The organism is Motilibacter peucedani (assembly GCF_003634695.1).
GTDB classification, from domain to species: Bacteria; Actinomycetota; Actinomycetes; order Motilibacterales; family Motilibacteraceae; genus Motilibacter; species Motilibacter peucedani.
Window position 1 is genome coordinate 1 of the sequence record NZ_RBWV01000009.1, and the last position, 26317, is coordinate 26317.

Consider the following 26317-nt stretch of genomic DNA (forward strand, 5'->3'; position numbering starts at 1 on the left):
ACGACGGCTGGATCCTCGAGCACGACCCTCGACGACCCGGCCTGTTCCAGTTCCGCAACCCCCGCGGCGGGCCACCCACCCCCGCCGTCCACACCGTCGACCGACGCCCCGGCACCAGCATCCCGCTGCCCTTCGAGCCAGCCGACCCGTGATGACGCAGGGGTGGAGTACCGTCACGCTCCGAAACCACAGACCGAGTGCCGCCGAGCGATCGAGCCGAAGCGCTACAGCGACGACCACCTCCTGCCGAGGGAGCACGCATGAGGGCAGCGGCTCCGACGCGGGTGCGGCTCGTCGCCCCGCTGCTGCTGGCCGTCCTGGCGACGGTCGCCGTCGTCGGCACGGGTGCGGACGGAGCCGACGCCCGGCGGTGGACCGTCGACCTGGCCGAGGTGGCCCTGGCCTTCCTCGCCGCCCGGACCTGCGCCGGCCGGGCGCGGCACGGCGCGACCACGACCGAGCGGTGGGGCTGGCGGATGCTGTCGCTGGGCTGCGCGTCGTGGGGCTGCGGCCAGGGGCTGTGGTCGTGGTTCGAGCTGGCCCTCGGGCACGAGACGCCGTTCCCGTCGCTGGCCGACGCCGGCTTCCTCGGCTTCCCTCCCGCGGTGGTCACCGGCCTCTGGCTGCTGCGGGCCCGCGAGACGGTGGGCAACCGCACCAGGAGCGTGCTCGACGGCCTCGCCGTGGCCTGCGCGATCGGGCTCGTGTCGTGGACGACGAGTCTCGGGGCGGTCTTCCACGCGGGCGGCGACTCGACGCTGACCGCCGTCGTCTCGCTCGCCTACCCCGCCGGCGACGTCGTCGTCCTCACGATGGCGGTGGTCGCCATGTCGGCGGAGCGCCGGCGCACCGCCGTCCTCACGCTCGTCAGCCTCGGTGCGGTCGCCATGGCGCTCTCGGACAGCGTCTTCGCCTACGAGACCGCCACGGAGTCCTTCGCCACCGGCGTCACCGACCTCGGCTGGTGCGCAGCGTTCGCGCTCCTCGCCGTCGCCGGGCTCGACCGCTCCACCCCGGCGCCGGCGGCCCCGGCCACCGGCAGCCGCCCGGTCCGCCCCCTGCCCTACCTGGTGCTCGCGCTCGCCGGTGCCGTCGTGCTGGTGCAGTACGCCGTCGGCCACCGCTTCGACGCCGTGTCGTTCTGGGTCGGCACCCTGCTCGTGGGTCTCGTGCTCGTTCGCCAGTGGACCGCAGCCCACGAGAACTCCCGCCTTCTCGGGCTGCTCGAGGAGCGGGAGGCCCAGCTGCGCCACCGCGCCTTCCACGACGACCTGACCGGGCTGTCGAACCGCGCGGTCTTCAGCGAGCGCGTCGCCCATGCCCTGGCGCTCGCCGAGCGCACCTCGCTGCCCCTCACCGTCGGCTTCCTCGACCTCGACGGCTTCAAGGGCGTCAACGACCGCTTCGGCCACGCCGCCGGCGACGAGCTGCTGGTCCACGTGGCCCGCCTGCTCGAGAGGGTGCTGCGCCGCTCCGACACCCTCGCCCGCCTCGGCGGAGACGAGTTCGCGGTGCTGCTCGAGGCGTGCGACCGCGTCGAGGCAGCGGCCGTCGCCGCCGCCGTGCTCGAAGCCCTGCGCGCCCCTGTCGCGCTGCGCGGCTCGACCGTCGCGGTCTCGGCCAGCATCGGCATGGCGACCTGGGCGCCCTCGGGCGGCTCGGCCGGCGACGAGCTGCCGAGCGCCGACGCCCTGCTGCGTCGCGCCGACCTCGCGATGTACGACGTCAAGCGGCACGGCAAGAACGGCGTACGCCTGCACGACCCCGCGCTGCGCAGCGACGACGCCGACGACCTCACCCTGCACGCCGCGCTCGCCGACGCCCTCGAGAGGCGGGAGGTGCGCGCCGTCTTCCAGCCCGTCCTGGCGCTGGCGGACGACCGGGTGGCGGCGTTCGAGGTGCTCGCGCGCTGGGACCACGACGGCCGCGCCGTGCCGCCGCCGGTGTTCGTGGGCGTCGCCGAGCGCACCGGGCTCTCCTCGGCCCTGACCTCGCTGATGCTCGACCTCGCGTGCGCCCAGCTCGCCCGCTGGCGCAGCGGGCCGCTGGGCACCGACGCCATGGTCGCGGTCAACGTCACGCCGGCCGAGCTGCGCGACCCGGCCCTGCCGCAGCGGGTGCTCGCGACGCTGCGCAGCCACGGCGTACCGCCCCACCAGCTCGTGCTCGAGGTCACCGAGTCCGGCATCCTGCGCGACCTCGACCGCACCCGCGAGGTGATGGCGGAGCTGCGCGGGCACGGGATCGCGTTCTCGCTCGACGACTTCGGCACCGGCTACAGCTCCCTCGCCCAGCTGCTCTCCATCCCGCTCGACTCGGTGAAGGTCGACAAGCTCTTCGTCGAGGACATCGACCGCGACCCGACCCGCCTGCAGTTCCTCGAGTCCGTGATCGCGCTCGCGGCGAGCGCGGGCCTGCGCGTGGTCGCCGAGGGCGTCGAGCGAGCCGGCCAGCTCGAGGTGCTCCGGCGCATCGGCTGCACGTGGGGCCAGGGCTACCTGCTCGGCCGCCCCGTCCCGGCCGACGAGCTCCCCGCCCTGCCTGCGGCAGTCACGGGCGTCGAGGCGAGGACGCGCCAACCGTCTTGACCCCGGGCACCTGCCGCGAGCACTGTCGGACCCATGCCCGTCACTGCTCGCCGGGTGACGGCGGGCGCCCGCTTCCTCGCCGGCTTCGTCCTGCCCACGGCCCTGTTCTACGTCTTGCGCGCGCTCGGTGTCGGGCTCTACGCCTCTCTGCTGGTCTCGGCGCTGGTGTCCGCGGCACCCGCGGTGAGCTCGGTGGTGCACGAGCGCCGGGTCGACGGGCTGTCGACCTACTTCACGGTCATGACGCTCGGTGCGGTCGGGGTGTCGCTCGTGCCGGGCGGGTCACGCTTCCTGCTCGCCAGGGAGTCGCTGATGACCGGCGTCACGGGGGTGTGGTTCCTCGCCAGCCGCTGGACGGACCGTCCCCTGGCCTACTTGTTCTGCAAGCCGCTGCTGCAGGGTCGGCTGCGTTGGCCGGACGACTGGGAGCACCTGTGGCAGGCGTCGCCTCGCTGGCGGCGCATGTGGCGGGTGTCGAGCGCCCTGTGGGGCATCGGCCTGCTGACCGACGCCGCAGCGCGCGTGGTCGCCGCCTACACGCTGCCGCCCGACAGCGTGCCGGCGCTCGGGCTCGCGCTCTACGCGGTGACGCTCGTCGTGCTCAACGTCGTCACGTCGGTCTACTACGTCGCCTCCGGCGTCTACGACCCGCGCTCGCCGCTGCGCCGGGAGGGGGCGGACCGCCGCGAGGTGGCAGACCGAGGAGTCGTCGTGAGGGCGCGGGGCTCCCAGCGCGAGATCGCGCGCCGGGGAGGCCCGGAGGTCAGCTGAAGGGCATGCCGCCGGTCACCGCGAGCGCCTCGCCGGTGACGTAGCTCGACTCCTGGGAGGCGAAGAAGACGTAGGCCGGGGCGAGCTCGGCAGGCTGGCCGGCGCGGCCCAGCGGGGTCTGCTCGCCGAACCCCTCGACCTCGTCCTCCGGCATGGTGGCCGGGATCAGCGGGGTCCAGACCGGTCCGGGTGCGACCGCGTTGACGCGGATGCCCTTCTCCGCCAGCGACGCGGCGAGCCCCTGCGTGAAGGTGACGATGCCGGCCTTCGTCGTGGCGTAGTCGAGCAGCTCGGGCGAGGGGTTGCGCGCCTGGATGGACGCGGTGTTGATGATCGTCGACCCCGGCTGCATGTGCGGCACCGCAGCCTTCGACAGCCAGAACATCGCATAGAGGTTCGTCTTCATGACCCGGTCGAACTGCTCGGTCGTGATGTCGGTGATGCCGCCCGGCTGGGCCATCTGGTAGGCCGCGTTGTTGACAAGGATGTCGACGCCGCCGAGCTCGCTGACGGCCGTCTCGATGATCCGCTGGCAGTGCTGCTCGTCGCGGATGTCGCCGGGCACGGTCACGGCCTTGCGACCGGCCTCCTCGACCAGGCCCTTGACGGTCTGCGCGTCCTGCTCCTCCTCGGGGAGGTAGGCGAGAAGGACGTCGGCGCCCTCGCGGGCGAAGGCGATGGCCACCGCGCGGCCGATGCCCGAGTCGCCGCCGGTGATGACGGCGCGCTTGCCGGTGAGGCGGCCCGTGCCGCGGTAGCTCTGCTCGCCGTGGTCGGGCTCGTCGCCCATGCCGCCGGTGGTGCCGGGGTGCGACTGCTGCTCGCCCTCGGTGTCGGGCTGCGGGTGCTTGCTCGTGGGGTCGTCCTGCTGCGCCATGGCGCACTCCTTGCGAGGGTGAGGGGTCCGTGCTGAGGTGCGGCCGGCTTCTCGACCATCGCGTCCGACTTGCCCGGGTCGTCCCGGTCGTTAACCTCGCGACCACAGCCGTTCCCCTGCGCGGGACGCACCGTCGGACCCATGCTGGACGCCCGCAGGTCCGCGACAGACGGAGTCCCCCATGCACCGGCCGAGACACCTCGCCGTCCTGCTCGCCCTGCTGGGCGCCCTGGCGCTCACCCTGCCGACGGCCGCCTCCGCCGACGGTCCCGGCCCCGCGCTCGTCGTCGCCGTGAGCGGGCCGTCGACCACGACCGTCGGCGACACCAGCACGTTCACGGTCACCGTCACGAACGCCACCGGGCTCGACGCGGGGCAGCTCGAGCTCACCGTGTCGTCGGCCCTGCCGTTGCTGTCGCTGACCAGCCCCGGCGCGGCGTGCGACGCCGCCGCAGCCCGCTGCGACACCGCGTCCCTCCCCGCGGGTGCCGTGCTGAGCGCGCAGGTCACGGTCCACCAGGACCTGTCGGGCACCTACGACCTCACCGCCGGCGCCTACGGGGTCGCGACCACGGGCGAGGACCTCGGCACCGGGTCGGCGTCGCTCGCCTTCACCGTCGCCGCCGCCCCGACCTCCCTCACCCTGACCGTAGGACCGGCGTCCCCGGTCGCCGGCTCCACCGTCACGCTGACGGCCCGCCTGACGACGGCCGCGGGCCAGCCGGTCGTCGGCGAGCCGGTCACGTTCTCGCGGCGCACGGGCGGCGCGTCGGAGCAGGTGGGTGTCGGGACGACCGGCTCGGACGGCGTGGCGACGGTGACCGACGTCGCGGTCGACACCACGACGTACGACGCGACCTACGCCGGCTCTCTCGCGCTGGGCGCCTCGTCCGCGGCGGCCGCCGTGACGGTCCGCCTCGGCGTCGCGGTGCGCGTCAGCCCCGCGACCGTGCCACCGGGGGCACCGCTCGACGTCGTGGTGACGGTGACGCCGGCTGCGCCGGCTGCGCGGGTGGCGGTGCAGCAGCGCATCGGACGCGGCGGCTGGCGCACCGTCGCCCGCCCCGTGCTCGACGCGCACGGCACCGCGACCGTGCACCTGCGCGTGGGCGGCGGCACCGGCCGCTGGAGCTACCGGGTCGTCGTGCCGGGCGACGGCGTACGCAGCGCCGGCTCCGGCAGCGCGGCGACGACGGTGACAGTGCGCGGCAGGGGCAGTGCGCGCGCGTGGGCGCCCGAGGCAGGTACGCGGTCGGCACCCGTGCGCTGGAACCCGTGCGCGCCGATCTCCTACACGGTCAACGACCGGCTCGGCCCGCCCGGAGCCCGGGCCGACCTGACCGAGGCGCTGCGCCGCGTCACCATGGCCTCGGGCCTGAGGTTCCGGTTCGCCGGGCGTACGTCGGCCCTGCCGCAAGGCTTCCTCGGCAACACCCGTCCGGGCACGCTGCTCGTCGCGTGGACGACGCCGGCGAGGAGCAGCTACCTGCCCGACGGGGTCGCGGGGTTCGGCGGCTACGTGAGCAGCGGCCGGCGCATCACCAGCGGCACCGTGACCATCGACGCCCGGTGGGCGAAGCACGCCCCGACCGGCTTCGGTGCAGGCGACACCGACGGCGGGGTGCTGATGCACGAGATCGGTCACGCCGTCGGCCTGGGCCACGTCAGCGACCGCTGGTCGGTGATGCAGCCGGTCGTCGACCTCCCCTCGGCCGTGTGGGGCGCGGGTGACCTGGCGGGGCTTCGCGCCGTCGGGCGCGCCCACGGGTGCCTGTCGGGCTGAGCTCTCGCCTGGGCCGCTGGGAATGCAGAGACGTGCCGCCCCGTTGCGTGACATGTCACAGACCAACGGACGGGAAGAAGCAGGACCATGGGGCAGCTGGACGGCAAGACCGCACTGGTGACCGGCGCGACGTGGGGCATCGGACTCGCGACGGCGCAGCGCTTCGCCGCCGAGGGAGCGCACGTGTTCGTGACGGGGCGACGCCAGGACGCGCTCGACGCTCTCGTCGCGTCACTGGACGGGAGCGCCACGGGCGTACGCGCGGACGTCACGGACGACGACGACCTCGACCGCGTCTTCGCAGCCGTGGCGGGACGCGGAGCGGGGCTCGACGTCCTCTTCGCGAACGCCGGTGGAGGAGAGTTCGCCGCGCTCGGGGACATCACCGTCGAGCACGTCCGCTCCACCTTCGACGCGAACGTCGGGGGCACGTTGTTCACGGTGCAGAAGGCGCTGCCCCTGCTCAACGAGGGGGCGTCGGTCGTCCTCACCGGGTCCAACATCGACGTCAAGGGCGTCCCGGCCTTCAGCGTCTACGCCGCGACCAAGGCCGCGATCCGGTCCTTCGCCCGCACCTGGGCCGCCGAGTTGGTAGGGCGTGGTATCCGGGTCAACAGCATCGCGCCGGGACCCGTCGACACCCCCGGGCTCAGCGGCCTGGCCGGCGACCCGGAAGGCGCGAAGCAGCTGCTCGACTCGCTGGCCGCTGCCGTGCCGATGCGGCGCCTGGGCCGGCCCGAGGAGATCGCCGACGCGGTGCTCTTCCTCGCCTCCGACTCGAGCCGCTTCGTGACGGGCACCGAGATCTACGTCGACGGCGGCGCCAGCCAGGTGTAGCCGGCTAGATGTCGACCGCGGGAGGCGGCGGGAGCGTGCCGTTGTCGAGCACGCCGTCGTAGACGCGTTCGAGGAGCTCGGCCAGGACGGGCAGGTCGTCTGCACCCAGGGCGCTGAAGAACAGACGTCGCACGGACGCGACGTGCGGCGGCGCGGCCTGTTCGATGGCCGTCCGTCCCGCGGGCGTCAGCACGGCGTCGGTCGCACGCCCGTCGGTGGCGGACGGCGTGCGCCCGACCAGCCCGCGCGCGGCCATGCGCTGCAGGTGGTGGGAGAGCCGGCTGCGCTCCCAGCCGATCGTGCTCGCGAGGTCCGAGAGCCGCTGCCGCCCCTCGGCCGACCCGCTCAGGGCGACGAGCACGTCGTAGTCGGCACGCGAGAGGCCGCTGTCCTCCTGCAGCTCTCGGTTGATCTCGTAGTCGAGCCGCAGCGAGACGCGCATCCAGGCCAGCCACACCCGTTGCTGCTCGGCACTGAGCCACTGCGGCTCGGACCCGCTCGCTGGCTTCCTCCGTGGCATGACGTCCTCCCGCAGAGGGTTCCGCTGCTGCACCCAACCCTGCCAGCATGGGCTGGCCCGCCGTACGGCGGTAGACCGCACAGGAGAGCTGCCTTGACCGACACACCTGCACAGCTGGTCACCGAGTCGCTGCTGCACGTCTTCGGCGAGCGCGACCGCTCCGCCCGCGAGCGGACGATCGCCAGGGTCTTCGCGGCCGATGTGGAGTTCCGAGACGCGGAGGGGTCCGCGCACGGCCACGGAGGTCTCGCCGCGAAGGCGGCCGCGGTGCTCGAGTCGGCCCCCGCCGACTGGGTGTTCCGCCCGAGCGGAGCGGCGCAGGAGCTCGGCGACCTCGTCAAGCTGGACTGGAGCTTCGGACCCGCAGGCGGCCCCGCCGCGGTCACCGGCACCGACGTGGCCTTCGTCGCCGACGGCTTGATTAACCGGATGTTCACGTTCCTCGACTAGGAAGATCGTTCCAGCACCACACCTGCGAGAAGGGCACCCCATGGGCACGGTCACCACGCCGGACGGCGTCGACATCTACTACAAGGACTGGGGCTCGGGCCAGCCCATCGTCTTCAGCCACGGCTGGCCGCTCTCGAGCGACGACTGGGACGCCCAGATGCTGTTCTTCCTGCAGCACGGCTACCGCGTCATCGCGCACGACCGTCGCGGCCACGGGCGCTCCACCCAGGTCAGCGACGGCCACGACATGGACCACTACGCCGACGACCTGGCCGCGCTCACCGCGCACCTCGACCTGCACGACGCCGTGCACGTCGGACACTCCACAGGTGGCGGCGAGGTCGCGCACTACATCGCCCGCCACGGCGAGAGCCGCGTGTCCAAGGCGGTCCTCATCAGCGCCGTACCCCCGCTGATGCTGCAGACGGACGCCAACCCGGGCGGTCTGCCGCTCAGCGTGTTCGAGGGCCTCCAGGCCGAGGTCGCGAGGAACCGCTCGGAGTTCTACCGCGCGCTGCCCTCCGGCCCGTTCTACGGGTTCAACCGCGAGGGCGTCGAGCCGTCCGAGGCGATCATCCAGAACTGGTGGCGCCAGGGCATGATGGGCGGCGCGAAGGCGCACTACGACGGCATCGTCGCCTTCTCCCAGACCGACTTCACCGAGGACCTCAAGAAGATCACGGTGCCCGTGCTGGTCATGCACGGCGACGACGACCAGGTCGTGCCCTACGACGACTCCGCGCCGCTCACGGCGAAGCTGCTGCAGAACGGCACGCTGAAGACCTACGCCGGCTTCCCCCACGGCATGCCGACCACGCAGGCCGAGACCATCAACGCCGACCTGCTCGAGTTCCTGAAGAGCTGACCGGCCTGTCGTCATGAGCGACGTCGTGGTGGTGGGCGCCGGGATCGTCGGCGCCTCCGTCGCCTACCACCTCGCCCGCGCCGGCGCGGGAGTCACGCTGCTCGACCGGTCGCTGCCTGCGACCGGTGCGACCGGTGAGTCCTTCGGCTGGATCGGCCGGGGGCTCGCCGGTGCGCCGCCCGAGCAGCTCGCCCTGCGGCACTGCGTCATCGACGACTACCGCCGCCTCATGGATGAGCTGCCGCACGTGGACGTCCACTGGTCCGGCTCCCTGTCGTGGAGTGCCGGGCAGCCGGTGGACGAGCCCGGTGACGGCAGGCTCGTCGACGCCGTCGAGGTCGGCGCGCTCGAGCCGAACCTGCGCGACGTCCCGCCGCACGCCGTCTTCCGCCCCGATGACGGGTCTGTCGACCCGGTGGCGCTCACCGAAGCGCTCCTGCACGGTGCGCGGGAGCACGGTGCAGACGTACGCCTCGGTGCCCTGGTCGCGGGGCTGGAGGTACGCAGTGGCCGGGTCACAGGGGTGCGAACCTCGACAGACCACCTGACCGCGGAGGCAGTCGTGCTGGCTGCGGGCGCCGACACCGCTGTCCTGTGCTCCACCCTCGGTGTCGGCCTGCCGGTCTTCTCGTCACCTGCCATCCTCGTGCGCCTGCGCGGGGCACGGCCGGGGGTCGTCCGCACCGTCGTGAGCAACGACGTGGTCGAAGTACGGCAGACCCCGGACGGCGACCTGCTCCTCGCGCTCGACCACGAGGGCCAGCAGAGCTACGACGCCCTGCGCCGTGCCGGGGAGCAAGCGCTGGAGCGCATGAAGGCGTCGTTCAGGGGCACTGACGACGCCACGCTGGTCGGCGTGACGGTCGGAGCCCGCCCGATGCCCGCCGACGGCTCCCCCGTCGTGGGCCCGCTTCCCGGCGCAGCCGGTGCCTACGTCGCGGTGATGCACTCGGGCGTCACGCTCGCACCCACCGTCGGCCGGCTCGCGGCCGCCGAGCTGGTCGACGGCCGCGAGGCGGCAGAGCTCCGCGACCTCCGGCCGCGGACGAGCTCACATGAAGTTGCGGCTGTGCAGCGCTGAGAGCTCGGCCGCCTCGTCGGCGGGGAAGCCGATGTGCTGCAGCCGGCGCTGCCTGCCCTGGTCCATCGCGTACTGCAGCTGCTGCACCGCCTGCCAGCCGCGTGCGAGGGCGGCGGGCTCCCACGATCCGGCGGCGAGCAGCACCAGCGAGTCGTAGACCTCCGCATTCAAGCCGGCGGTGTCGAGCAGGGCGCTGTGGCGACGTTCGATCGCGGAGCGGAGGTGAGCGAGGAACGCAGGATCAGTACGCGCCGCATGAGTCGTGTGGGCGACGCCGAACGCGACGTGGCGCGCCTCGTCCTGCAGCGCGAGCCGGGTCACGTCGGCCGTGACGACGTCGGGCGCGTGGGTGTGGATGAAGCGCAGGAGGTCGAGGAAGGTGCCTTCACCGAGAACGCTGAGCAGGAAGCCGGCCAGGGTGAAGTCGGGCTCGTCGAGCAGCGTCTGCAGCGACGCGCGGCCGCCGGCGCCGGACGTACCGATCGTGTCGCCGTGCAGCACCGCGCGCCGGCTGAAGACCTCGACGTGGCGCGCCTCGTCGGCCGCCTGCACGGCCAGCAGCTGCACGACCTCGCGGAAGTGCGGGTGCACACGGGTGAGCAGGCGGGCCGGGATGACCAGCGCCGCCTGCTCGTTCTCGACCAGGTAGGTCATCAGCTGCACGACCGCTGCCTCGACGTCGGCCGGCGCCTCGGTGCCCGCGTCCCACCGCACCGCCGTCGCCGGGTCCCACTGCGCGGCGGCGGCCGCTGCGTAGAGCTGCGGCGCGACGTCGGCCCAGACGTGGTCGCGCTCCACCAGCGGCAGGCGCAGCGGCGGGCCGCCGGCCTCGACGAGGGCGCCGCGGGCCGCCAGGCCCCAGCGCGCGTCGGCGAGAGCCATCGGCGGACCCGCCGGGGAGCCGGCGCGCTCGGCGCCGGCCCACCGCTGCGTGAGCGCCTCGCCCTTGCGCACCACCGGCGGGTCGCCGTCCTCGAAGCCGTGCCCCTGAGACCGGCACCACGCGGCGAGGTGCACCTTGAGCGCCGGCGAGCTGCCCTGCACCGTCAGGCGGTCACCTGGTGCGAGAGCGGCGAGGGTGCGGTCGACGAGCAGGTGGCCACCCGCGTCGAGCCCGAGGTGCTCAAGGTCGGTAGTCGCGGGCACGGACCCTCCCCGAGTCGTCGTAGAAGCCGGCCCCGTCGACGGCCCTCTCGAGCTGGGAGAAGCCCTCGAGACGAGGCGGCCGCCACTCCTTGAGGCCCTCGAGGTCGAGCAGCGGGCGCAGCTCCGGGTCGGCGTAGGACATGCCGAGCAGCAGCTCGCCGAAGCGGTCGACCAGCCGCGGGTCCGCCGACGGCCCGGCCGTCATCGTGCAGTGGTCGTAGACCGGGGTCTGCCCGACGACGCGTGCCCCGGGCGGGAGGACGCCCTCACGGGCGAAGAGCAGCGAGTTGCCGTCGATCATGCACGCCGCGTCGACCTCGCCCGCCGCCAGAGCGAGGGCGGCGTCGCGCTCGCCGCCGACGTGGTCGCCGTGGAGGCCGACGCCGATGTCGAAGCGGCGGACGGCGACGTCGGTGCCCGGGTCGAGCCCCACCGAGCGGAGCAGGTGGAGAGGCAGCAGCGTCGCCTGCGGCGAGTCGACCGCACCCGTCGCGACCGTGCGCCCCCGAAGGTCCGCGAGCTCCTGCACGTCGGAGTCGGCGCGGACGACGACGACCGAGGTCAGATCGCAGTCGGTGTCGCGCATCGTCACCGGGCGCAGGGGTATGTCGCGGGCCTGCGCGAGGCGGCGCGCGCGTACCCATGCCAGCGGCGAGTTCCAGGCGACGTCGATGCGCCCGCTCACCAGGTCCTCGGCCTGCCGCTCGTAGTTGGAGTAGAGGACGTAGTCGAGGTCGAGGTCCTGCGTGCGCAGCCACACCCGGAACCCGTCCCAGATCGTGACCACTTTGGGGTCGTAGGCGACCGCACCGAGCAGCAGCGTGCCGGCCATCACGCGTCCCCCAGCAGCGGTAGGCCGCAGAGCGCCCGCCCGACGAAGTCGTGCAGGGCGTCGGTCGTGGGTGCCATGACCCGCGCGGCGCGCGAGTCGCGGAAGAGCCTCTCGACGGGCGACTCCTTCCGGAACGCCGCCCCTCCGCACGCCCGCAGCGCCAGGTCGGCGGCGTCGGCGGCCGCCTCACCCGCCGCTGCCTTGACCTCGAGCACGAGCAGCTGGGCGTCCTCCCGCCCGGACTCGACCGCCGAGAGCGCGTCGTCGACCAGCGCCCGGGTGCGGTCGGACTCGATCTGGAGCCTCGCGAGCGAGGTACGCGGCAGCACCTGCTGCGCGAGCGACTGGCCGAGGTGGGTGAGCTGGGTCTTCTGCAGGTGCACAGCCGTCTCCTGCGCCAGCGTGCGGAGCAGGCCGACGCTCGCCGAGGCGTTGAGCAGCAGGAACACCGGCAGCACCGCAGTCATGGCGAGGTCGAGGCCGGCACCGTCGGTGCCGAGCAGCGCCGAGCGGGGTACGCGTACGCCCTCCGCCTCGACCGGGCTGGAGGAGTTGCCCCGCAGGCCCAGGCCGTCGAAGGGGGCGCCGACCGTCAGGCCGGGCGCGTCAGCGGGGACGTACCAGAGCGTCATCGGGTCGTCGGCCTCGAGCGGGCGGCTGGACCACACGTAGCTGTCCGCCTCGCCGGCCGAGGTCACCCAGCTCTTGCGCGCGTCGAGCACGACCTCGTCGCCGTCGGCGGTCGCGGAGCTGACCGGGGACCAGAAGTGGCTGCGCGAGCCGACCTCCGAGAACGCCAGCGTGGTGATGTGCCGGCCGGCCGCGATCTCGCGCAGCACGTCGTCCACGCCGGCCGCCGCCAGCGCCGCGGTGCCGGCGTAGTGCATGGTCACGACCATCGCGGTGGAGCTGCAGGCCGCGCCGAGCTCGCGCACGACCTGCGCGGCGGCGGTCAGGCCCAGCCCGCCACCGCCCAGCTCGGTCGGCACGGTGAGGGCGAGCAGCCCTCGGCTGCGAGGGCGTCGAGCTGGCGCCGGGGGTACGCAGCGGCGCGGTCGGTCTCTGCCGCGAGCGGGGCCACCACCTCGGCGACCACACGGGTGAGCGCCTTTTCGTAGGACACGGGTCTTCCTCTTCCTGGTGCAGGAGCAGGGGTCGGTCGGACCGCCCGGCACCGGGAGGCGGATGGTCAGCCGGCCTCGGTGCTGCGGAGCGGTACGCGCCACCCGACCGGGCGGCAGTGGGCAGGGGCTCAACGGTGACCGGTCATGCCGACCACCTCCGCTCCCCGCCTCGGGCACACCTCGACCTCAGGCAACCTACGCGCCCGGTGCCCGGCGGGCTCGTCGGGCACGCTCGGGCGTGGCCCTACGATGGTGGTGCCTTGCCGACGTGGCGCAATTGGTAGCGCACCCGACTTGTAATCGGGCGGTTAGGGGTTCAAGTCCCCTCGTCGGCCCTACGTCTGACCTGCGACGATGCGCTCTGAGTGACCATCCTTGGCCGCTTCGGGGGGCGTGCGCTAGGAATGCGCTAGGAACTGGCGTCACCCGGTCTGCTCGAGCTGGAGGCTCGCGTCACCGAGCTGTCCGATGCCGCAGACCGGCTCGAGCGAGAGCTAGACCGATGGACGCGACCAGGGCGACTCGTCGTACCCGACACGAACGTGTTCCTGCACTTGCCGGAACCTTGGGTCGAAGTCCCGTGGAAGGACAGAGTCGGCTGCCGGGTAGCTGAAGCGCTTCGTCTAGTGATCCCGCTACTCGTGGTCGACGAGCTCGACCGCGCCAAGCTCGGTCGCAACGAGACCCGAAGCCGGGCGCGTGGTGTGCTCAGGTTGCTCGACCAGCACTTCCCGGATCCCTCAGCGGTAGCGCTGCTGGCAGGTTCAGGAGAGCTTCAAGGGTCCGTCACCGTCGAGCTCCTGCTCGATGATCTGGGCCATGTACGCCTGCCCGATGCGGACAGCGGGCTGGTGGACCGGGCCGTAGAACTACAGGCTCTTGCGGATCGCGATGTCACGATCGTGACCCTTGACATCGGGATGGCGCTTCGTGCCCGCGCAGCCGGCGTGCGGGCCCTTCGGCTCACCGAGTAGCGCTCAACGCCGCGCCCGATGTCAGTGGCGCAGCTTGGCGAACGGCAGCTTGCCGGTCGTCCGGCGGAAGGATGCGATCAGCGCTGACTCGACGTCGCCAGGGTCCTCCTGAGTCTTACGCCACGCGACCAGCAGCTTGTCGGCATCGGCAAGCTGCCACAGGTAGCGGCCTCCCCAGTGCCTCACGGGCTGGCCCTCGCCGAAGCAGCGGTACTCCTCGAGGCGGGCGCGTAGTCCCCGCTGAGAGGTCCCGCCTGGACGCGTGGCCTTGCCGATGTAGAACCACCTGCACGTCGCTCACCCACGCTTCCTGCAGCACGTGCACGGCCACTGCGGGATCCTCTCCGAGGCGCTCACTGCGGCTCGACGCGGCCTCTACCAAGCTGCCCTCGTTCTTCTCGGCGCGGTGTCAGAAGGAGCCTGGTATGTGTCGGCGAGAGCTTCCGCACCCGCAGCAGCGAGATGGCGAAGTCCCTCGACAGCGAGTCGACCGCTCAGGTGCAGCGGCTCGTCCGAGACGAACTCGCGCAAGTCAAGCGTCAGGCCTCGACCGCCGGCGAGCTCTACGCCCACACCTGCTATCTCCGAAACATCCGCAACTACGGCATACATGCCGGCGGCGAGGAGCAGGAGTCGCTCGAGCACGCCTTCACGGAGCCCTCGACTATGGTCCTGGTTCTGGAGACGCAGAGGCACCTGGTGCGCCTGCTGACCGCTGCCAACGCCGCAGGAGCTGGACTTGGTCTCACGCGCCCAGTCTTGTCCGAGGAGCCGGCACAGTGAGGTGGGGAGTGTGGAAGATGCGACGCTGCAGGAGTGGGAAGCGCGCCGCAGCGCGGAGCAGTGTGCGGAAGATGCTGCGTGGCAGTGGCGCGGGGTTGGTGGCGCGTTCGGCGTTCTTGGTCGACAGGGCCAGGGCGGCGTTCGCGTAGGGGCGCATCCGCTTCTCGTAGTCGCCTACGGCGGCCGTGACCTGCGCGCGCCGATCTCCAGATGCGCGTGTCAGCGTGCCGCGGTGCTCGAGGAGCAGTGTGCGCAGGGTGTCGGCGTCCCGGAGCGCGGTGTTGGCGCCGATGCCGCCCATCGGGGTCATGTTGTGGATGGCGTCGCCTAGCAGGGTGACGTTGTCGGGCTCCCACTCCTCGAGCGGCGGCATTGTCCGCAGCGGGACCGGTCCGATGTCGGCGGGCTCCGTGGCGGCGACGAGGTCGCGGAATGGGGAGGCCCAGTCGCGGATTTCTTGCTGCACGTGCTTCTTGAGCTGCTCGCCGGTGAGGTCGTCACCGGAGGAGGGGTACGTGTCGCGCCGCGCCGCCCAGGCCCAGACCAGGTACCGGCCGGCGGCCCGATTGCCGTCGGCGCCCAGCGGAGCGATCGCGTGGCCGGTGGCCCAGGTGGAAGCGAACATCCATCCTTGTCCGGCGGGCACGATGTTGTTGATGGAGGTGTCGCACAGCTGTGGGGGCAGGGTCGCCTGGAGTTCTGAGGTCAGCGGGACCCGGCCGGCGACGTTGAGGATGCCGAGGTCGCGACGCGCAAGTGCGGGCAGCCGCTGGCCCCGGACCCGTGAGTTGCTGCCGTCGGCGCCCACGAGCAGGTCGCACGTGGTGGTTGTGCCGTCCGCGAAGGCCACGACGACTCGTCCGTCGGTGTCTTGGCTGTAGCTGCTGAACGTCTTGCCCCAGTGGATAGGCAGCTTTCCTCTCAGGTCCTGCGCAGTGGCTCCGTCGGCGGCCGCGTCGCGCGTTCCGAGGAGAAGGGCGTCGCGCAGGTCTCCGCGGGTCACTGCGCGGCGGCTGGTGATGGGGTCAGTGGCGTTCTCGGGTGTGCGGAAGTCCAGGGTGGCCAGCAGCCCGTTGGACGGGTCGTGGAAGTTGACGACGTGGCGGGCGGGGATGGCGCGCGCGGTGATGTGCTGCCAGGCGCGGTCGGGCAGGCAGGCATGGAGTGCGCGCAGTCCGTCGGCGTTGAGGTGGATGCCGTAGCTGGCCGGTGCGGCGCCGGCGCGGGTGTCGCGTTCGTAGACGGCGACCTCGAAGCCTGCGCCGTGCAGGCCGTGGGCGAGGCACAGCCCGCCCAGCCCTGCTCCGATGATGACGACTCGCATGAGGGTCTCTTCTCCTTGGTGTCGGTGAGGCGTTCGCAGAGCGAGGGTGCTCAGCCGGCGTGGTTTGAGGGGTCGGCGGCGGCGGTGAACTGCCGGTATGCGCGGCTGCGCAGCACCTGCACGGTCGCCAAGGAACGCACCGCCTGCATGCCGGCGCGCGCACCGGGGCTGGCGAGCATGGAGGCGAGAGCACCGGGGTTCGCCCAGCGGGCGTGGTGGACGATGTGGCGGCCGTCTTCGCTGCAGGTGAGCTCGGAGCCGAGGAAGCCGGGACTGCGCTCGAGGACGTCGTGGGCGTTGGCGCACAGCAGCGTGAAGAGCCGCTGCTGTCGGTCGGGTGTTGGCGCTCCTTCCGGCTGGCTCTCTCTGGAGCTGTCAGGCTCGTCGAGGAGGGTGAATACGCTGGTTACCAGCAGATGTTTGGTCGAGCGCTCCTGGCTCGTCGTGGTGTCGGACCGACTCGTCGGGGTCGTGGGCTCTGGCGCGCTCATCGCATGGCCTTGCGGGCGGAGACGACGGTGACGGCGACGAGTGTGGCGAACAGCGGTCCGGTGGCCGCGTGCGCGACGGCGAGGACAGCGGTGTCGCTGCGGCTGTAGAAGATGACCTGGAGAGCGCCGTTGACGGCGTTGATGGCGATCGCCGCCGTGGTGGCCCGGTCGTGGACACGGAGCAACCGTCGATGCCGCGGCCAGTCGGCGGGCCCCCCGGTGATGCGGTTGAGGATGAGCCCGGTCAGCGGGCGCCGGGCCACGAGGCTCCCGAGGCACACCGCGATGACGACGAACGGCACCAGCGTGGGCAGCAGGAAGAAGCCGCGGGCCTCTCCGGTCACCGCGGCCACGACGGCGCAGGCGGCCACGACGAGCACCCCGACCAGCGCAGCCCGCAGCGGCTCGCGGCGGCGGAGCCGGAGCGCCAGGACGATGAGGGAGGTGACACCCGCGGCGAGCAGTGCCCAGCCCAGCTCGGTGGCGGCTGCGACCACGACAAGGACGACGCTCGGTGCGACGGCGGCGAGGATCCCGATCCACCGGGATGGCGTCGACCACACGGCCGCCACTGCCGACCACCCGGAGTCGGGCGCTCGGCCGCTTCCCGGCGGTGTGCGGTACTCAGCGTCCGGGGTCACCGGACGGCGCTGCTCCAGTTCCATGGCCTCTCCAAAGTCGCCGTTTGTCTACGTCGAGACCGTCTCACGTGAAACGGTCTTTGGTCAAACGGTAACGGCTGAGATAGTGTCGGGCTATGACAGCGACGAGGACACCGAGCCGTCCGGCTCCCGAGCCCGTGGCGAGCGAGCGGTCAGCGCCGCCCCCCGCGGGCCGGTCCGCGGCGGCCACCAAGACGGTTCCGCCGGCCGCTGACGTCTCGCCGTTCGCGATGGGCTTGCTGTTGAGGCAGGCTCATGAGCAGGTAGCCGAGGCGATGGACGAGGTGTTGCGGCCCTTTGGGATCGAGCGCCGGCATCTCATGGTCTTGATGCGCCTGGATGCCGACGGACCGCTGAGCCAGCGCGACCTGGTGGTGCTCACGCGGCACGACAAGGCGTCGATGGTTCGCATCGTCGACGACCTCGAACGCCTTGGTCTGGCCTCGCGGGAGGCCGTCGTTGGCGACCGCCGCCTCCGCGCGGTCACGCTCACCGATGAAGGGCGCCGGGTGTTCGCTGATGCGCACCGGGCGGCGACACCGGCGGCGGACTCAGCCTTGCAGCCTCTGACAGCCGGAGAGATCGCTCAGTTGCGCGGACTGCTGCGTCGCCTGACCTCGCGGTAGGAAGCGGCGGGGACTACCGAGCGAGGAGGAACCGGCGAAGCCGGAACTGCAGGCGCTGTGTGCGACTCCCCCGCACCGCTTCCACGTCGCCGGTGAGGCGTCGCCATCTGGCAGCTGCGACGACCGCGGACAGGGCGTCGAGGATCACGAGGTAGCCGAGAACGGCCACGCCCTGCCCGAGCGGGTTCGGGTGCGCCACCCCGGCGGCGAAGAGCAGGATGCCGACGCCGATCGCCCCACCGCGACGCAGCGGCCGAGCCCAGAACCACGCGACGTGACGGCCCGATAGCGCTCCTGCCGGACCGACACCTCGAGGGAACTCCCGCTCCAGCTCCGCGAGGACCTGCCGCTCGTGAGCAGACAGCGACATGGCTTCTCCTTCTTCCACGAGCGTTTCCTGTATGACGGATAAGCCGCTGCACCCGTCGGTCAGGTGCGACGAAACAGTCGGGGAGCGGACAACTGCCGCGCCACGAGCCCGTCCCCAACGTTCAGCGCGTGGACCGGGGCCTCATGCCGGGCGCGCGCGTCAGTGACGGCGCCAGGTGCGTCTCGGAGCGGGCTGGCCGCGAAGCGGATGGGTGCGTGGTGGCCGACGACGATGGCAGTGACGCCGAGGACGGCCCAGGTGAGCAGGACGGCCAGGTGACCGCTAGCGCCGTTCCCGTCGAAGTAGGCCGAGCTGCGCAGCAGGTTCGCCCCGGCGCCGGGCGGTAGCCACTGGCCGATGCGGTCCACCGCGCCCGGAAGCATCTCCGGTGCTGAGGTGACGGCGGAGAATGGGTTGCCGACGAAGACCATGACGGCGGCGGCGAGCGCAAAGCCTGCGGTGCCGAACAGTGCGATCAGCCCTGCGGTAGCACTGCTGATCGCGAGGATCACGAGCGCCAGGCTCGCCCAGGTGGCGAAGCCGTCGTGAGGCAAGGCACCGAGCCACGTCTGCGCGACCAGGAAGACGCCCGCTCCGGCGACCGCTGACACGCTCACCAGGGCGACCACCTGTCGCCAGGCCGGCCGCAGGCGGACGGCGAGGCCGATCGCACTCGCGACGATGATGCTGCAGATCGTCAGCGGTAGCAGCGATGCGCTCAGCACCGTCCCCTTCGCGTCCGCGGTCGAGAGCGGGACAACGTCGCTCACCCGGACGGTCAGGGCATCACCGGCTCCGCCGGACTCCGCGGCCACGTTCTGCGCCACGCCGGTGAGCAGCTGCGCGACCACCGGGCTGGCCGCGCTCGCCTCGAGCACGTCGAGCCGACTCTGGCCAAGGACGAACGCGCCGTAAACGTCGCGCTCCCCGATCGCACGCCGGGCCGCAACCTCATCGGGATAGAGGTGCAGGTCGAATGCACCACCGCCAGCAAGCCGGCCGGCGAGCTGGGCTTCTGACGGACCCGCTCCCACCACGCCGATCGGCACCTCGCGCGGCTGGACGCGAGCCGCCGGCCATGCGAACGCCAGCACGGCCAGCGTCACCACCACGGGCAGGCCCACCACCAGGACGAGCAGCTGCTTCCACACCGGATGAGCTGCCAATGGGTTGCGCATGACACTCTCCCTATAGCGAACGATCGTTCGTTTTAGTGTGCAGACGGTCGCGGAGAATGTCAAGACGAACATTCGTTCTGTATGGTGGAGCCATGCCGAAGGTCACGCAGGAGTACCGGGATGCCCGTCGCGACCACATCGTCAGCGCGGCCAAGCGCTGCTTCCTGCGCAACGGCTTCCAGGCCACGACCATGCAGGACCTGCTGGCCGAGTCACAGCTGTCGTCAGGCGCCTTCTACCTCTACTTCGCCAGCAAGGACGACGTGATCCTCGCGATCGCTCAGGAGAACGTCGCCACGGTGACCTCGGTCATCCACGAGCTGGCGATCAACCCTCGCGAGCAAGGCCTGGGAGGAGCGCTGGCAGCGGTGGTCGAGACGGTTCGCAACCGCGACCAGCAGGACGAGCTCGCCGCCCTCACTGTGCTTGTGTGGGCGGAGGCGCTGCGCATCCCCCACCTACGAGAGAGCATCGCCGAGGCCGTGGTCTCGATGCGCAGCGACTTGACCGCCGTGGTCGCGGACCACCAGCAGGCCGGCTCGTTGCCCGACACCGTCAGCGCTGCTGCCCTCGCAGGGCTGCTCATCTCGATCGTGCCCGGAACCATCCTGCAGCTCGCCGTGTTCGGCGACTCAGCCGTCGAAGGTATCCCCGACGCGGCCCGTGCCGTGTGGCCGACGTAGCACACACGCGTGCTGACCCTCAGCTTGGGCGCCAACGCTTCCGTCGCGGTGTGTGCCAGCTGCTAGAGGCCCTGAGGCCCTTCTGAGGGCCGATGTCAGCATCCGCTGAGGGTGAAGGAGGAGCCACTGCTCGACGGGACCCACACGCCGGGGAGTGATGCGGCCAGAGCGTGCTGAGCACGCCATCCCGTGCAGTGTCCGGCGACGACGAGGTCGGGCTCCTCGGCCTGGAGCGCGGTGACGGTGGCGGTGATCGTCGACTCGAACGCGGGCCCGGACAGGTGCAGACCGCCCATCAGCGCGTGGAGCGGGAGTCCGCCGGTGAGCCGTCGGGCGTGGCGGACGATGTTGACGGCGCCGGCGTGGGCGCAGCCGGTGATGACCAGCAGGCCGCGGCCCCGGACATGAACGACGAGGGCCTGGTCGTCGACGACGAGGGGGTCGTGCTGCCATCGCCCGTCGGCCCACTCCTGGTGAGCCGCGGGCATGCCTCGCTCGAACTCGGTGGTGCGGTCGATCTCGCCGGTCACGAGAACGGTGTCCTCGAGAAGCAGGGATGCCTGCCGCCGCTCGAGCACCGTGAAGCCTTCGGCGCTCAGGGCGCTGCTGCTCAGCGTGGGCAGCTCGTCGACCGACCCCGGGAGCGCGAGCCGTCGGCGCGCCCAGACGTGCGGATGGACGACCATGGGAAGGGCGCGTACGCCACGGCGGCCCATGAGCCCGGCGAGGCCTCCAGCGTGGTCGTGGTGGCCATGGCTGAGGACGACGGCCTGTGCGGAGCGGAGATCGCGCCCGAGGCGTTCAGCGTTGAGGCGCATGCCGTCCGGGGAGACACCGGCGTCAAAGACGACGGTGGTCCGGAGCAGTCCTCGCCGTACCTCGACGAGGGCGGAGAAGCCGTGCTCGGCGCGCAGCCCCACGTTCGTCCGGCCGCCGAGGAACTGCGGTGCCGCGGCAGACCCGACCCGCAGCTGCGCCCGGGAGACCGCTGCGGAACTGGGCAGCAGGGCGTCGTAGGTGTTGTCGACCAGCGTCGTGACGACGACCTCGTCGACAGCGGGCAGGTCGATGGGGTCGACCGCCACGCCGTGCACGGGTCGCGGCGCCGCCCGAGCTGCCTCTGCGGCGGTCGCCGCCGTTGTGTCACACACGGCGCGGGCCGCGTGAGGGGATGCTCCGGCTCGGGACCCTCGGGCGGGTGCGGGCCGACCGCAGCACGACCAACGCGGAGCCGGCAACGCTCCACGCGGCCAGCACGAGCAGCGGGACCACGGTCCGGGTGCCGTCGAGATAGCCGAAGCGGGTGAGGGCGCGGACTGCCGCGCCAGGTGGCAGCACCGGTGACACCGTCCGTGCCCACGCGGGCAGCAAGTGCACCCCGATGATCGCGCCGCTGGTGGCGTTGCCGATGGTCGTCAAGAGCAGCACCGCGAGCCCGATCCCTGGTGGTCCGAGCCACGTGCCGAGTGCCTTGGTGGCAAAGGCGCTGGCGGTCGAGAGCAGCACGAGCGTGAGTGCGAGCTCCGGGTAGGGCGCAGGCAGCGAGCCGTAGACGGGGCCGGCGAGGACCGAGGAGATGAGACCTATCACGACGGCGAAGCCGCCGATGGCCAGCAGCCGGTCGCGCAGCGGGATGTCGTCGGCTGCGCCGGTCAGGGCCTGTGCCAGGACGAAGGAGGCGAGCGTGACGCCGAACACGACGTAGAAGCCGGACAGGCCGCGGCTGTCGTCGCCGACGAGAGGGACGATGTCGACCGCCCGGACGTCGCGACCGGTGCGCGCCCCGAAGCCGCGGGCGACCGCTTGGACCGCGCCGCTCTCGCTCGCGCCGGCAGCTCCCGCGTAGTCCAGCTCGAGGGCGCCGCCCGGACCGAGGGACAGGGAGCCGATGACATCGCCGGCGTGGACCCGGCGGGCTCCCTCGGCCGCGTCGGCGACCTCGGTGAGGGCGGCCGAGGCGCCGAGCCCGGTACGCACCGCGGACGCGAGCGGCTGCCCGGCGACGGCGACGGGCAACCGGTGCGGGGTGGGGTGGCGCTGGAGCCCGACGTAGACGGCGACGAAGACTGTGCCGATCACCAGACCGGCGAAGACCGGGATGAGCCAGGCGCGGGCTGGGCGGCCCGGCGATCCGGGCCGCCCTGCCGGGGTCTCGGCCGTCGCGGGAGCCGCGTCCGCCTGCAGGTCGCTCATGTCGTGCCCTGAGGTGCCTGCGGCGGGACGACGAGGGCGGCGCGGCCGGTACCGACGTCGTACACCCATCCCGAGACCGCGAACCGCGGCAGGAGCAGCCCGGACGACCGCAGCAGGTCGACATCGACATGCACGGAGGCATAGGGGTCGCTGACGCTCTTGGCAGGCAGGTCCTGCTCCGGGATGTCGAAGTAGGTCGCGAGCAGGTCGGGATGGGCGGCGAGGTCGGTCATGCCGCAGTCGGTGTGGTGCAGCACGACGAGGTTCCACCCAGCACCGGGAGGGCTGCCGTTCGCCGCCCCGACGCGGCCGAGCATCGCGAAGGTCGCGAACGTCGCGGGCGTGATGCGGCCGCCGACGTTGCGGATGACGGCGCCCTCCCCCAGCCGCAGCCCGAGCACGGCTGCCGGATCGACCCGGGGGTCGACGCAGCCGACCACCATGAGCTGCCTGGTCGGGTTCAGCTCCATGGTCGGGTCGAACTGCCCCTGGGCGAACGCCTCGTTGCGTGCGCTGAGCTCGTCGAGGATGCTCATGTCCACTCCTAGTCGCTGTCGTTCTCGGGGTGCTGCTCTGGGCACGAGCAGGCGGGTCAGCCGGTGGTGGCCTTCGCCGCGGCATCGATGGCGTGGTAGACGTCGGCCGGGTCAGTGACCATGGCGAGGTGGGGCGCGTTGACCTCGATCACGTGGGCGCCCGCGCGGGCAGCCATGGATCGCTGGTTCACCGCCGGGATGATCCGGTCGGCGGTGCCGACCACGTCCCACGACGGGATCGAGGCCCATGCCGGCTGGTACGGCGAGGGCTCGCCAAGGGCGGCGTTGAGCAGGGGGCGCTGCCCGGCGGCGAGCACGGCGGCGTCGCGGGGCTTGGCTCCGGCGGCGAACAGGGCGGGGAAGAGGTTCTGCTTGATGTACAGGTCGTACAGCGTCTGGGTGTCGTCGAGGGGGACGGCGCTGAGGTTGCTCTGGTCCTCCAGGGCGGAGCCGGCGCTGAGACCGGCGACGGTGTCGCCCTGCTGGGGGATGTAGGCGTCGACGTACACGAGGGCCTTGACCTGGCTGTTGCCGGACGCGGCGTTGGTGGCGACCATGCCGCCGTAGGAGTGCGCCGCGAGCACGATGGGGCCTGGGATGCTCGCCAGGACACGGGAGAGGTAGTCCGCGTCGGCCTTCACACCGCGCAGCGGGTCGGGCACGACGTCGACGGTGTAGCCGTGCTTCTGCAGCCGTCGGGTGACGGCGGCCCAGCTCGATCCGTCGGCCCAGGCGCCGTGGACGAGCACGACGGTCGGCTTCGGTGCCTCCGCGGCGTGCGAGGACGCGGCGCCCGCGGTGACGGTGAGGGTGGTGAGCACGGCGGCGGTGATCGCGGCAGCACGGCGCCGGAGCGGAGTGGTGAGGAGCATCTTCGTGGCCTTCCTGTGGTGGAGTGGAATGATGGAGGCGCCTCAGCCGAGGAAGGTGAGGAGCTCGTGGTTGACCTGGTCGGCGTGGGTCCAGACGATCGCGTGGGGACCTCCGGGCAGGACGACGTGCTGGACGTCGCGGATGAGGCCCGGGAGCCGGTCACCGGTGGCTTGGGGTGGCAGCACGCGGTCGTCAGCGCCCTGCACGACGAGGACAGGGATCTCGATGCGGGTCAGGTCTGCGCGGAAGTCGGTGAGCCAGGTCTCGATGCACGCCACTGCTGCGATCGCCGACGCGTCGGTAGCGGTGTTCCAGCTGGCGCGGAAGCGATCCTCGCTGACCAGGGTGCCGGCGTTGACGTCGTAGTTGTAGAACGTCTCGAGGAAGCCGGTCATCCACGCCGGGCGGTCACCGCGGGCCGCCTGCGCGAACCCGTCGAACAGCGAGCGCGGCAGGCCCTCGGGGTTGTCCTCGGTCTGCAGGAGGAACGGGGGGATGGGTGCGAGCAGCACGGCCCGGCGGACCCGGGACGAGCCGTACGTGCCGAGAAAGCGGGTCACCTCACCCGTCCCCATCGAGAAGCCGACGAGGTCCACGCTGTCCAGCTCGAGGTGGGTGAGGAGCGCGTCGAGGTCGGCGGTGAAGGTGTCGTAGTCGTAGCCGGCCGCGGGCTGGCTCGACCGACCGAACCCTCTGCGGTCGTAGGTGATGACCCGGCGCCCAGCTCCCAGCAGGGCAGCTGCCTGCTTCTCCCAGGACCGCCCGTCGAGGGGGTACCCGTGGATCAGCACGACCGGAGCGCCGTCGCCCTGGTCCTCGTAGTAGAGCTCGATGGCTCCGGAGTTCTCCTTGCCCACAGCCACGTACGGCATCGCTGCCTCCTGTCGATCGATCGGATGCTGAGCCGGGCGTGGCTCACGAGCGGGACGCTAGGTCGAGCCCGGACGAGCGGGGAAGGTGTCAGGTGGTTTCCGTGCAGGGCACGCATAGCCGGTGTGCAGCCCATGCACGCGACAAGCAGGCGTTCAGGAGGACTGGGCGTGCTGAGCGCGCCACTCGCGGGGTGAGGTGCCGTAGACGGCGCGGAAGGCTCGCGCGAAGCTGGACCCGTCGCGGAAGCCCCAGCGCCGGGCGACGTCCGCGATCCCCTCAGCGGAGGCACCCGGGTGGGAGAGGTCCACCCGACACCGCTCGAGCCGTTCGGTGCGCAGCCAGTCAGCCAGGCTGAGGTCGCCCTCGGCCAGCACCTTGTAGAGCTGGCGAACCGAGACGTGGACGTGCGCGGCGATCTCGTCCGCGCCGAGGCCGGGGTCGGCGAGGCGGCTCCTGGCGTACTCGAGGATGCGCACGCGCAGCGTCGCACGCAGGCTCTCCGCACGGACCGTGGACTCACCCGCGTGCGTCGCGATCACGGCCCGCACGAGGTCGACACTCGGCCGGCTCACCGACTCGGCGCCGTCTCGGGTGAAGATGTCGGGGCGGCTGGCCAGCCGGCGCAGGTAGGTGGCGACGATGTCGGCGACGGGGTCACCGGGCGTCAGCGTGCGTGCGGCCATTCCCCGCACGATCTCGGGCGGCAGGCCGAGCGCGGACTGCGTGATGCGGAAGAAGTGCTGGCGAATGCCCTCGTCGTCCAGCAGGAGGTACGGCGAGGTTGAGTCGGAGTACGCGAGGTCCCCGGGACGCAGCACCGCCGTGCGGCCGTCCTGCACGACCATGCTCGAGCCAGCCAGTTGCAGACCGACGAAGATGCTCGGCTCGAGGTGGTCCCGCGCCAGCTCGGGTGTGCGCTCGACCTTGAGCGCGTTCGACTTCACCGAGCAGACCGTGAGGTCGCCGAAGTCAGTGATGGCGCCACGCACCGTCGGACCCCTCGGCGAGGGGAAGGAGATGTCCACCCGCACGATCGTGTCGGCGATGGTCTCGTGCACCACGTCGCAGCGCAGAGCAGCCGGCACCGCGCCGGTGTTCAGCAGGTGAGTGACACTCCCCCGCTCCATGCCGCCTCCAGGCTCAACCGCGCTGTCCCGTCGGTCGGGTTACGCTTACCGGACCGATCGGTCCCGAGAAGGTTGGACCGATCGGTCCGGTATGTCAAGCGCAGGAGGTGAGCTCATGCCGCGGCGACGCTCGTTCGGTGAGGCCGAGGCGGTTCTCGCCGCTCGGGAAGCGTTCTGGGAGCACGGCTACACGGCCACGTCCCTGGCCGACCTCCAAGCCGCGACCGGGCTCAGCAAGTCGAGCCTTTACGAGGCCTTCGGCAGCAAGCGGGGGCTCTTCCAGCGTGCCCTCGAGAGCTACCTCGCAGAGATACTCCACCCGCTGCTGACACCCATCGAGGCCGAGGACGCCGGCGTGACCGAGCTAGCCGCGTACTTCGCCTCACTGGGAACCTGGCTGCGCTCTCGATCCCGGCCCGACGCGGCGCGCGGCTGCCTCGTCGTCAACACGACCGGAGAGTTGAACGCTCTGGACCCTGCGGCTCGCGGGACGGTGTCGAGCTACCGCGAGCGCGCATGTGCCGCAATGCGCCGCTGTTTGCAGACGCTCAAGTGCTCAGCGGCCGACGCCGATAAGCGGGTCGACCAGCTCATCACCGCCCAGTTCGGCATAGCCGTGATGGCGCGCCTGGACCCCTCAAAGGCCGCGGATGTCGCCGACGACGTGGCCAAGGAAATCCTCAGTTGGTCATCAAACGCACCGACGGTCACCACCTGACCGGGCTGGCACACAATGCGGCACCCGCGGGC

30 protein-coding genes and 1 tRNA gene are annotated in these 26317 nt (G+C 72.0%); 13 read left to right on the top strand and 18 right to left on the bottom strand.

What is annotated here, in order from left to right:
• Positions 1-260: 260 nt before the first annotated feature.
• Together CLV35_RS01495 and CLV35_RS01500 are read left to right on the top strand one after the other, a co-directional pair.
• Positions 261-2588, top strand: a complete 2328-nt coding sequence (locus tag CLV35_RS01495; RefSeq protein WP_121191669.1) for a putative bifunctional diguanylate cyclase/phosphodiesterase — start codon at positions 261-263, stop codon at positions 2586-2588.
• 33 nt (positions 2589-2621) lie between these two features.
• The gene (locus tag CLV35_RS01500; protein WP_147431839.1) at positions 2622-3359 is read left to right on the top strand and encodes a VC0807 family protein; all 738 of its coding nucleotides are present in this window, start codon (positions 2622-2624) and stop codon (positions 3357-3359) included.
• Here CLV35_RS01500 and CLV35_RS01505 read toward each other — a convergent pair.
• The gene (locus CLV35_RS01505) at positions 3352-4236 is read right to left on the bottom strand and encodes an SDR family oxidoreductase (protein WP_121191671.1); all 885 of its coding nucleotides are present in this window, start codon (positions 4234-4236) and stop codon (positions 3352-3354) included. The genes CLV35_RS01500 and CLV35_RS01505 overlap by 8 nt on opposite strands.
• A gap of 181 nt (positions 4237-4417) precedes the next feature.
• Here CLV35_RS01505 and CLV35_RS01510 point away from each other — a divergent pair, with 181 nt between their 5' ends.
• Positions 4418-6019 (top strand): matrixin family metalloprotease, encoded by a 1602-nt coding sequence (locus CLV35_RS01510; RefSeq protein WP_121191672.1) that lies wholly within the window; start codon positions 4418-4420, stop codon positions 6017-6019.
• An 87-nt stretch (positions 6020-6106) separates the two neighbouring features.
• Positions 6107-6856, top strand: a complete 750-nt coding sequence (locus tag CLV35_RS01515) for an SDR family oxidoreductase (protein ID WP_121191673.1) — start codon at positions 6107-6109, stop codon at positions 6854-6856.
• A 4-nt stretch (positions 6857-6860) separates the two neighbouring features.
• On the opposite strand, the gene CLV35_RS01520 is transcribed toward CLV35_RS01515, so the two are convergent.
• Positions 6861-7376: a MarR family winged helix-turn-helix transcriptional regulator gene (locus tag CLV35_RS01520; RefSeq protein WP_121191674.1), complete on the bottom strand. Its 516-nt coding sequence runs from the start codon at positions 7374-7376 to the stop codon at positions 6861-6863.
• A gap of 93 nt (positions 7377-7469) precedes the next feature.
• Here CLV35_RS01520 and CLV35_RS01525 point away from each other — a divergent pair, with 93 nt between their 5' ends.
• The 3 genes from CLV35_RS01525 to CLV35_RS01535 are packed head-to-tail and all read left to right on the top strand — an operon-like array spanning position 7470 to position 9772.
• Entirely contained in the window at positions 7470-7826 is a 357-nt protein-coding gene (locus tag CLV35_RS01525) for a nuclear transport factor 2 family protein (protein WP_183061593.1), read from the top strand.
• Positions 7827-7866: 40 nt separating this feature from the next.
• A complete protein-coding gene (locus CLV35_RS01530; RefSeq protein WP_121191675.1) occupies positions 7867-8691 on the top strand; it encodes an alpha/beta fold hydrolase in 825 nt (274 codons plus the stop codon).
• Between the two features lie 13 nt (positions 8692-8704).
• Positions 8705-9772 (top strand): NAD(P)/FAD-dependent oxidoreductase, encoded by a 1068-nt coding sequence (locus CLV35_RS01535; protein WP_121191676.1) that lies wholly within the window; start codon positions 8705-8707, stop codon positions 9770-9772.
• On the opposite strand, the gene CLV35_RS01540 is transcribed toward CLV35_RS01535, so the two are convergent.
• From CLV35_RS01540 to CLV35_RS20290, 4 genes are read right to left on the bottom strand one after another with little or no spacing between them, the layout of a single operon-like run.
• Positions 9743-10918, bottom strand: a complete 1176-nt coding sequence (locus CLV35_RS01540) for a ferritin-like domain-containing protein (protein ID WP_121191677.1) — start codon at positions 10916-10918, stop codon at positions 9743-9745. The genes CLV35_RS01535 and CLV35_RS01540 overlap by 30 nt on opposite strands.
• Positions 10896-11750 carry a phosphate/phosphite/phosphonate ABC transporter substrate-binding protein gene (locus tag CLV35_RS01545; RefSeq protein WP_121191678.1) on the bottom strand — a complete coding sequence of 285 codons (855 nt, stop codon included), beginning with the start codon at positions 11748-11750 and terminating at the stop codon, positions 10896-10898. The genes CLV35_RS01540 and CLV35_RS01545 overlap by 23 nt, the downstream gene beginning before the upstream one ends.
• Complete coding sequence (locus tag CLV35_RS01550; RefSeq protein ID WP_331250588.1) at positions 11750-12739, bottom strand: acyl-CoA dehydrogenase family protein; 990 nt, start codon at positions 12737-12739, stop codon at positions 11750-11752. Before CLV35_RS01550 ends, CLV35_RS01545 begins: the two co-directional genes overlap by 1 nt.
• Positions 12703-12873, bottom strand: coding sequence for a hypothetical protein (locus tag CLV35_RS20290; protein ID WP_231121504.1), 171 nt, complete (start codon positions 12871-12873; stop codon positions 12703-12705). Before CLV35_RS20290 ends, CLV35_RS01550 begins: the two co-directional genes overlap by 37 nt.
• A 263-nt stretch (positions 12874-13136) precedes the next feature.
• Between CLV35_RS20290 and CLV35_RS01555 the strand changes: the two genes are divergently transcribed.
• Positions 13137-13209 (top strand) — tRNA-Thr (locus CLV35_RS01555).
• 126 nt (positions 13210-13335) lie between these two features.
• Positions 13336-13848 (top strand): PIN domain-containing protein, encoded by a 513-nt coding sequence (locus CLV35_RS01560; protein WP_269203880.1) that lies wholly within the window; start codon positions 13336-13338, stop codon positions 13846-13848.
• Between the two features lie 21 nt (positions 13849-13869).
• On the opposite strand, the gene CLV35_RS20295 is transcribed toward CLV35_RS01560, so the two are convergent.
• The gene (locus CLV35_RS20295) at positions 13870-14034 is read right to left on the bottom strand and encodes a hypothetical protein (RefSeq protein ID WP_231121305.1); all 165 of its coding nucleotides are present in this window, start codon (positions 14032-14034) and stop codon (positions 13870-13872) included.
• A 276-nt stretch (positions 14035-14310) separates the two neighbouring features.
• Here CLV35_RS20295 and CLV35_RS01570 point away from each other — a divergent pair, with 276 nt between their 5' ends.
• Positions 14311-14631, top strand: coding sequence for a hypothetical protein (locus CLV35_RS01570; RefSeq protein WP_121191681.1), 321 nt, complete (start codon positions 14311-14313; stop codon positions 14629-14631).
• On the opposite strand, the gene CLV35_RS01575 is transcribed toward CLV35_RS01570, so the two are convergent.
• Genes CLV35_RS01575 through CLV35_RS01585 form a run of 3 tightly spaced genes read right to left on the bottom strand, consistent with a single transcriptional unit; the run spans position 14594 to position 17111 of the window.
• Positions 14594-15955 carry an FAD-dependent oxidoreductase gene (locus CLV35_RS01575; RefSeq protein ID WP_121191682.1) on the bottom strand — a complete coding sequence of 454 codons (1362 nt, stop codon included), beginning with the start codon at positions 15953-15955 and terminating at the stop codon, positions 14594-14596. The genes CLV35_RS01570 and CLV35_RS01575 overlap by 38 nt on opposite strands.
• 50 nt (positions 15956-16005) lie before the next feature.
• Positions 16006-16446 carry an antibiotic biosynthesis monooxygenase gene (locus CLV35_RS01580; protein ID WP_121191683.1) on the bottom strand — a complete coding sequence of 147 codons (441 nt, stop codon included), beginning with the start codon at positions 16444-16446 and terminating at the stop codon, positions 16006-16008.
• Positions 16443-17111 (bottom strand): DUF3159 domain-containing protein, encoded by a 669-nt coding sequence (locus CLV35_RS01585; protein WP_121191684.1) that lies wholly within the window; start codon positions 17109-17111, stop codon positions 16443-16445. Before CLV35_RS01585 ends, CLV35_RS01580 begins: the two co-directional genes overlap by 4 nt.
• Before the next feature lie 92 nt (positions 17112-17203).
• Between CLV35_RS01585 and CLV35_RS01590 the strand changes: the two genes are divergently transcribed.
• Positions 17204-17734 (top strand): MarR family winged helix-turn-helix transcriptional regulator, encoded by a 531-nt coding sequence (locus CLV35_RS01590; RefSeq protein WP_121191685.1) that lies wholly within the window; start codon positions 17204-17206, stop codon positions 17732-17734.
• A gap of 13 nt (positions 17735-17747) precedes the next feature.
• On the opposite strand, the gene CLV35_RS01595 is transcribed toward CLV35_RS01590, so the two are convergent.
• The gene (locus CLV35_RS01595; protein WP_121191686.1) at positions 17748-18104 is read right to left on the bottom strand and encodes a hypothetical protein; all 357 of its coding nucleotides are present in this window, start codon (positions 18102-18104) and stop codon (positions 17748-17750) included.
• A 59-nt stretch (positions 18105-18163) separates the two neighbouring features.
• Positions 18164-19282, bottom strand: coding sequence for an ABC transporter permease (locus CLV35_RS01600; RefSeq protein ID WP_183061597.1), 1119 nt, complete (start codon positions 19280-19282; stop codon positions 18164-18166).
• Between the two features lie 92 nt (positions 19283-19374).
• On the opposite strand from CLV35_RS01600, the gene CLV35_RS01605 reads away from it, so the two are divergent.
• Complete coding sequence (locus CLV35_RS01605) at positions 19375-19965, top strand: TetR/AcrR family transcriptional regulator (protein ID WP_121191687.1); 591 nt, start codon at positions 19375-19377, stop codon at positions 19963-19965.
• A 95-nt stretch (positions 19966-20060) separates the two neighbouring features.
• On the opposite strand, the gene CLV35_RS01610 is transcribed toward CLV35_RS01605, so the two are convergent.
• The 6 genes from CLV35_RS01610 to CLV35_RS01635 all read right to left on the bottom strand — a co-directional run bounded on the left by CLV35_RS01610 (position 20061) and on the right by CLV35_RS01635 (position 25567).
• Entirely contained in the window at positions 20061-21050 is a 990-nt protein-coding gene (locus tag CLV35_RS01610) for an MBL fold metallo-hydrolase (protein ID WP_231121307.1), read from the bottom strand.
• Positions 21051-21108: 58 nt separating this feature from the next.
• On the bottom strand, positions 21109-22158 hold the full coding sequence (locus CLV35_RS01615; RefSeq protein WP_121191689.1) for a hypothetical protein: 1050 nt from the start codon (positions 22156-22158) through the stop codon (positions 21109-21111).
• Positions 22155-22694: a carbonic anhydrase gene (locus CLV35_RS01620; protein ID WP_121191690.1), complete on the bottom strand. Its 540-nt coding sequence runs from the start codon at positions 22692-22694 to the stop codon at positions 22155-22157. Before CLV35_RS01620 ends, CLV35_RS01615 begins: the two co-directional genes overlap by 4 nt.
• 56 nt (positions 22695-22750) lie before the next feature.
• The gene (locus CLV35_RS01625; protein WP_121191691.1) at positions 22751-23566 is read right to left on the bottom strand and encodes an alpha/beta fold hydrolase; all 816 of its coding nucleotides are present in this window, start codon (positions 23564-23566) and stop codon (positions 22751-22753) included.
• Between the two features lie 42 nt (positions 23567-23608).
• Complete coding sequence (locus CLV35_RS01630; RefSeq protein WP_121191692.1) at positions 23609-24439, bottom strand: alpha/beta fold hydrolase; 831 nt, start codon at positions 24437-24439, stop codon at positions 23609-23611.
• A 153-nt stretch (positions 24440-24592) separates the two neighbouring features.
• Entirely contained in the window at positions 24593-25567 is a 975-nt protein-coding gene (locus CLV35_RS01635; protein ID WP_121191693.1) for a helix-turn-helix domain-containing protein, read from the bottom strand.
• Between the two features lie 115 nt (positions 25568-25682).
• Between CLV35_RS01635 and CLV35_RS01640 the strand changes: the two genes are divergently transcribed.
• Positions 25683-26285 (top strand): TetR/AcrR family transcriptional regulator, encoded by a 603-nt coding sequence (locus CLV35_RS01640; protein WP_121191694.1) that lies wholly within the window; start codon positions 25683-25685, stop codon positions 26283-26285.
• The last annotated feature ends 32 nt before the right edge of the window (positions 26286-26317 follow it).

What these genes read in the sequence shown, in the direction of transcription:
- CLV35_RS01495 (WP_121191669.1), top strand. Translation starts at nt 261, where the DNA reads ATGAGGGCAGCGGCTCCGACGCGGGTGCGGCTCGTCGCCCCGCTGCTG.
- CLV35_RS01500 (WP_147431839.1), top strand. Translation starts at nt 2,622, where the DNA reads ATGCCCGTCACTGCTCGCCGGGTGACGGCGGGCGCCCGCTTCCTCGCC.
- CLV35_RS01505 (WP_121191671.1), bottom strand. Translation starts at nt 4,236, where the DNA reads ATGGCGCAGCAGGACGACCCCACGAGCAAGCACCCGCAGCCCGACACC.
- CLV35_RS01510 (WP_121191672.1), top strand. Translation starts at nt 4,418, where the DNA reads ATGCACCGGCCGAGACACCTCGCCGTCCTGCTCGCCCTGCTGGGCGCC.
- CLV35_RS01515 (WP_121191673.1), top strand. Translation starts at nt 6,107, where the DNA reads ATGGGGCAGCTGGACGGCAAGACCGCACTGGTGACCGGCGCGACGTGG.
- CLV35_RS01520 (WP_121191674.1), bottom strand. Translation starts at nt 7,376, where the DNA reads ATGCCACGGAGGAAGCCAGCGAGCGGGTCCGAGCCGCAGTGGCTCAGT.
- CLV35_RS01530 (WP_121191675.1), top strand. Translation starts at nt 7,867, where the DNA reads ATGGGCACGGTCACCACGCCGGACGGCGTCGACATCTACTACAAGGAC.
- CLV35_RS01535 (WP_121191676.1), top strand. Translation starts at nt 8,705, where the DNA reads ATGAGCGACGTCGTGGTGGTGGGCGCCGGGATCGTCGGCGCCTCCGTC.
- CLV35_RS01545 (WP_121191678.1), bottom strand. Translation starts at nt 11,750, where the DNA reads ATGGCCGGCACGCTGCTGCTCGGTGCGGTCGCCTACGACCCCAAAGTG.
- CLV35_RS01570 (WP_121191681.1), top strand. Translation starts at nt 14,311, where the DNA reads ATGGCGAAGTCCCTCGACAGCGAGTCGACCGCTCAGGTGCAGCGGCTC.
- CLV35_RS01575 (WP_121191682.1), bottom strand. Translation starts at nt 15,955, where the DNA reads ATGCGAGTCGTCATCATCGGAGCAGGGCTGGGCGGGCTGTGCCTCGCC.
- CLV35_RS01580 (WP_121191683.1), bottom strand. Translation starts at nt 16,446, where the DNA reads ATGAGCGCGCCAGAGCCCACGACCCCGACGAGTCGGTCCGACACCACG.
- CLV35_RS01585 (WP_121191684.1), bottom strand. Translation starts at nt 17,111, where the DNA reads ATGGAACTGGAGCAGCGCCGTCCGGTGACCCCGGACGCTGAGTACCGC.
- CLV35_RS01590 (WP_121191685.1), top strand. Translation starts at nt 17,204, where the DNA reads ATGACAGCGACGAGGACACCGAGCCGTCCGGCTCCCGAGCCCGTGGCG.
- CLV35_RS01595 (WP_121191686.1), bottom strand. Translation starts at nt 18,104, where the DNA reads ATGTCGCTGTCTGCTCACGAGCGGCAGGTCCTCGCGGAGCTGGAGCGG.
- CLV35_RS01600 (WP_183061597.1), bottom strand. Translation starts at nt 19,282, where the DNA reads ATGCGCAACCCATTGGCAGCTCATCCGGTGTGGAAGCAGCTGCTCGTC.
- CLV35_RS01605 (WP_121191687.1), top strand. Translation starts at nt 19,375, where the DNA reads ATGCCGAAGGTCACGCAGGAGTACCGGGATGCCCGTCGCGACCACATC.
- CLV35_RS01615 (WP_121191689.1), bottom strand. Translation starts at nt 22,158, where the DNA reads ATGAGCGACCTGCAGGCGGACGCGGCTCCCGCGACGGCCGAGACCCCG.
- CLV35_RS01620 (WP_121191690.1), bottom strand. Translation starts at nt 22,694, where the DNA reads ATGAGCATCCTCGACGAGCTCAGCGCACGCAACGAGGCGTTCGCCCAG.
- CLV35_RS01625 (WP_121191691.1), bottom strand. Translation starts at nt 23,566, where the DNA reads ATGCTCCTCACCACTCCGCTCCGGCGCCGTGCTGCCGCGATCACCGCC.
- CLV35_RS01630 (WP_121191692.1), bottom strand. Translation starts at nt 24,439, where the DNA reads ATGCCGTACGTGGCTGTGGGCAAGGAGAACTCCGGAGCCATCGAGCTC.
- CLV35_RS01635 (WP_121191693.1), bottom strand. Translation starts at nt 25,567, where the DNA reads ATGGAGCGGGGGAGTGTCACTCACCTGCTGAACACCGGCGCGGTGCCG.
- CLV35_RS01640 (WP_121191694.1), top strand. Translation starts at nt 25,683, where the DNA reads ATGCCGCGGCGACGCTCGTTCGGTGAGGCCGAGGCGGTTCTCGCCGCT.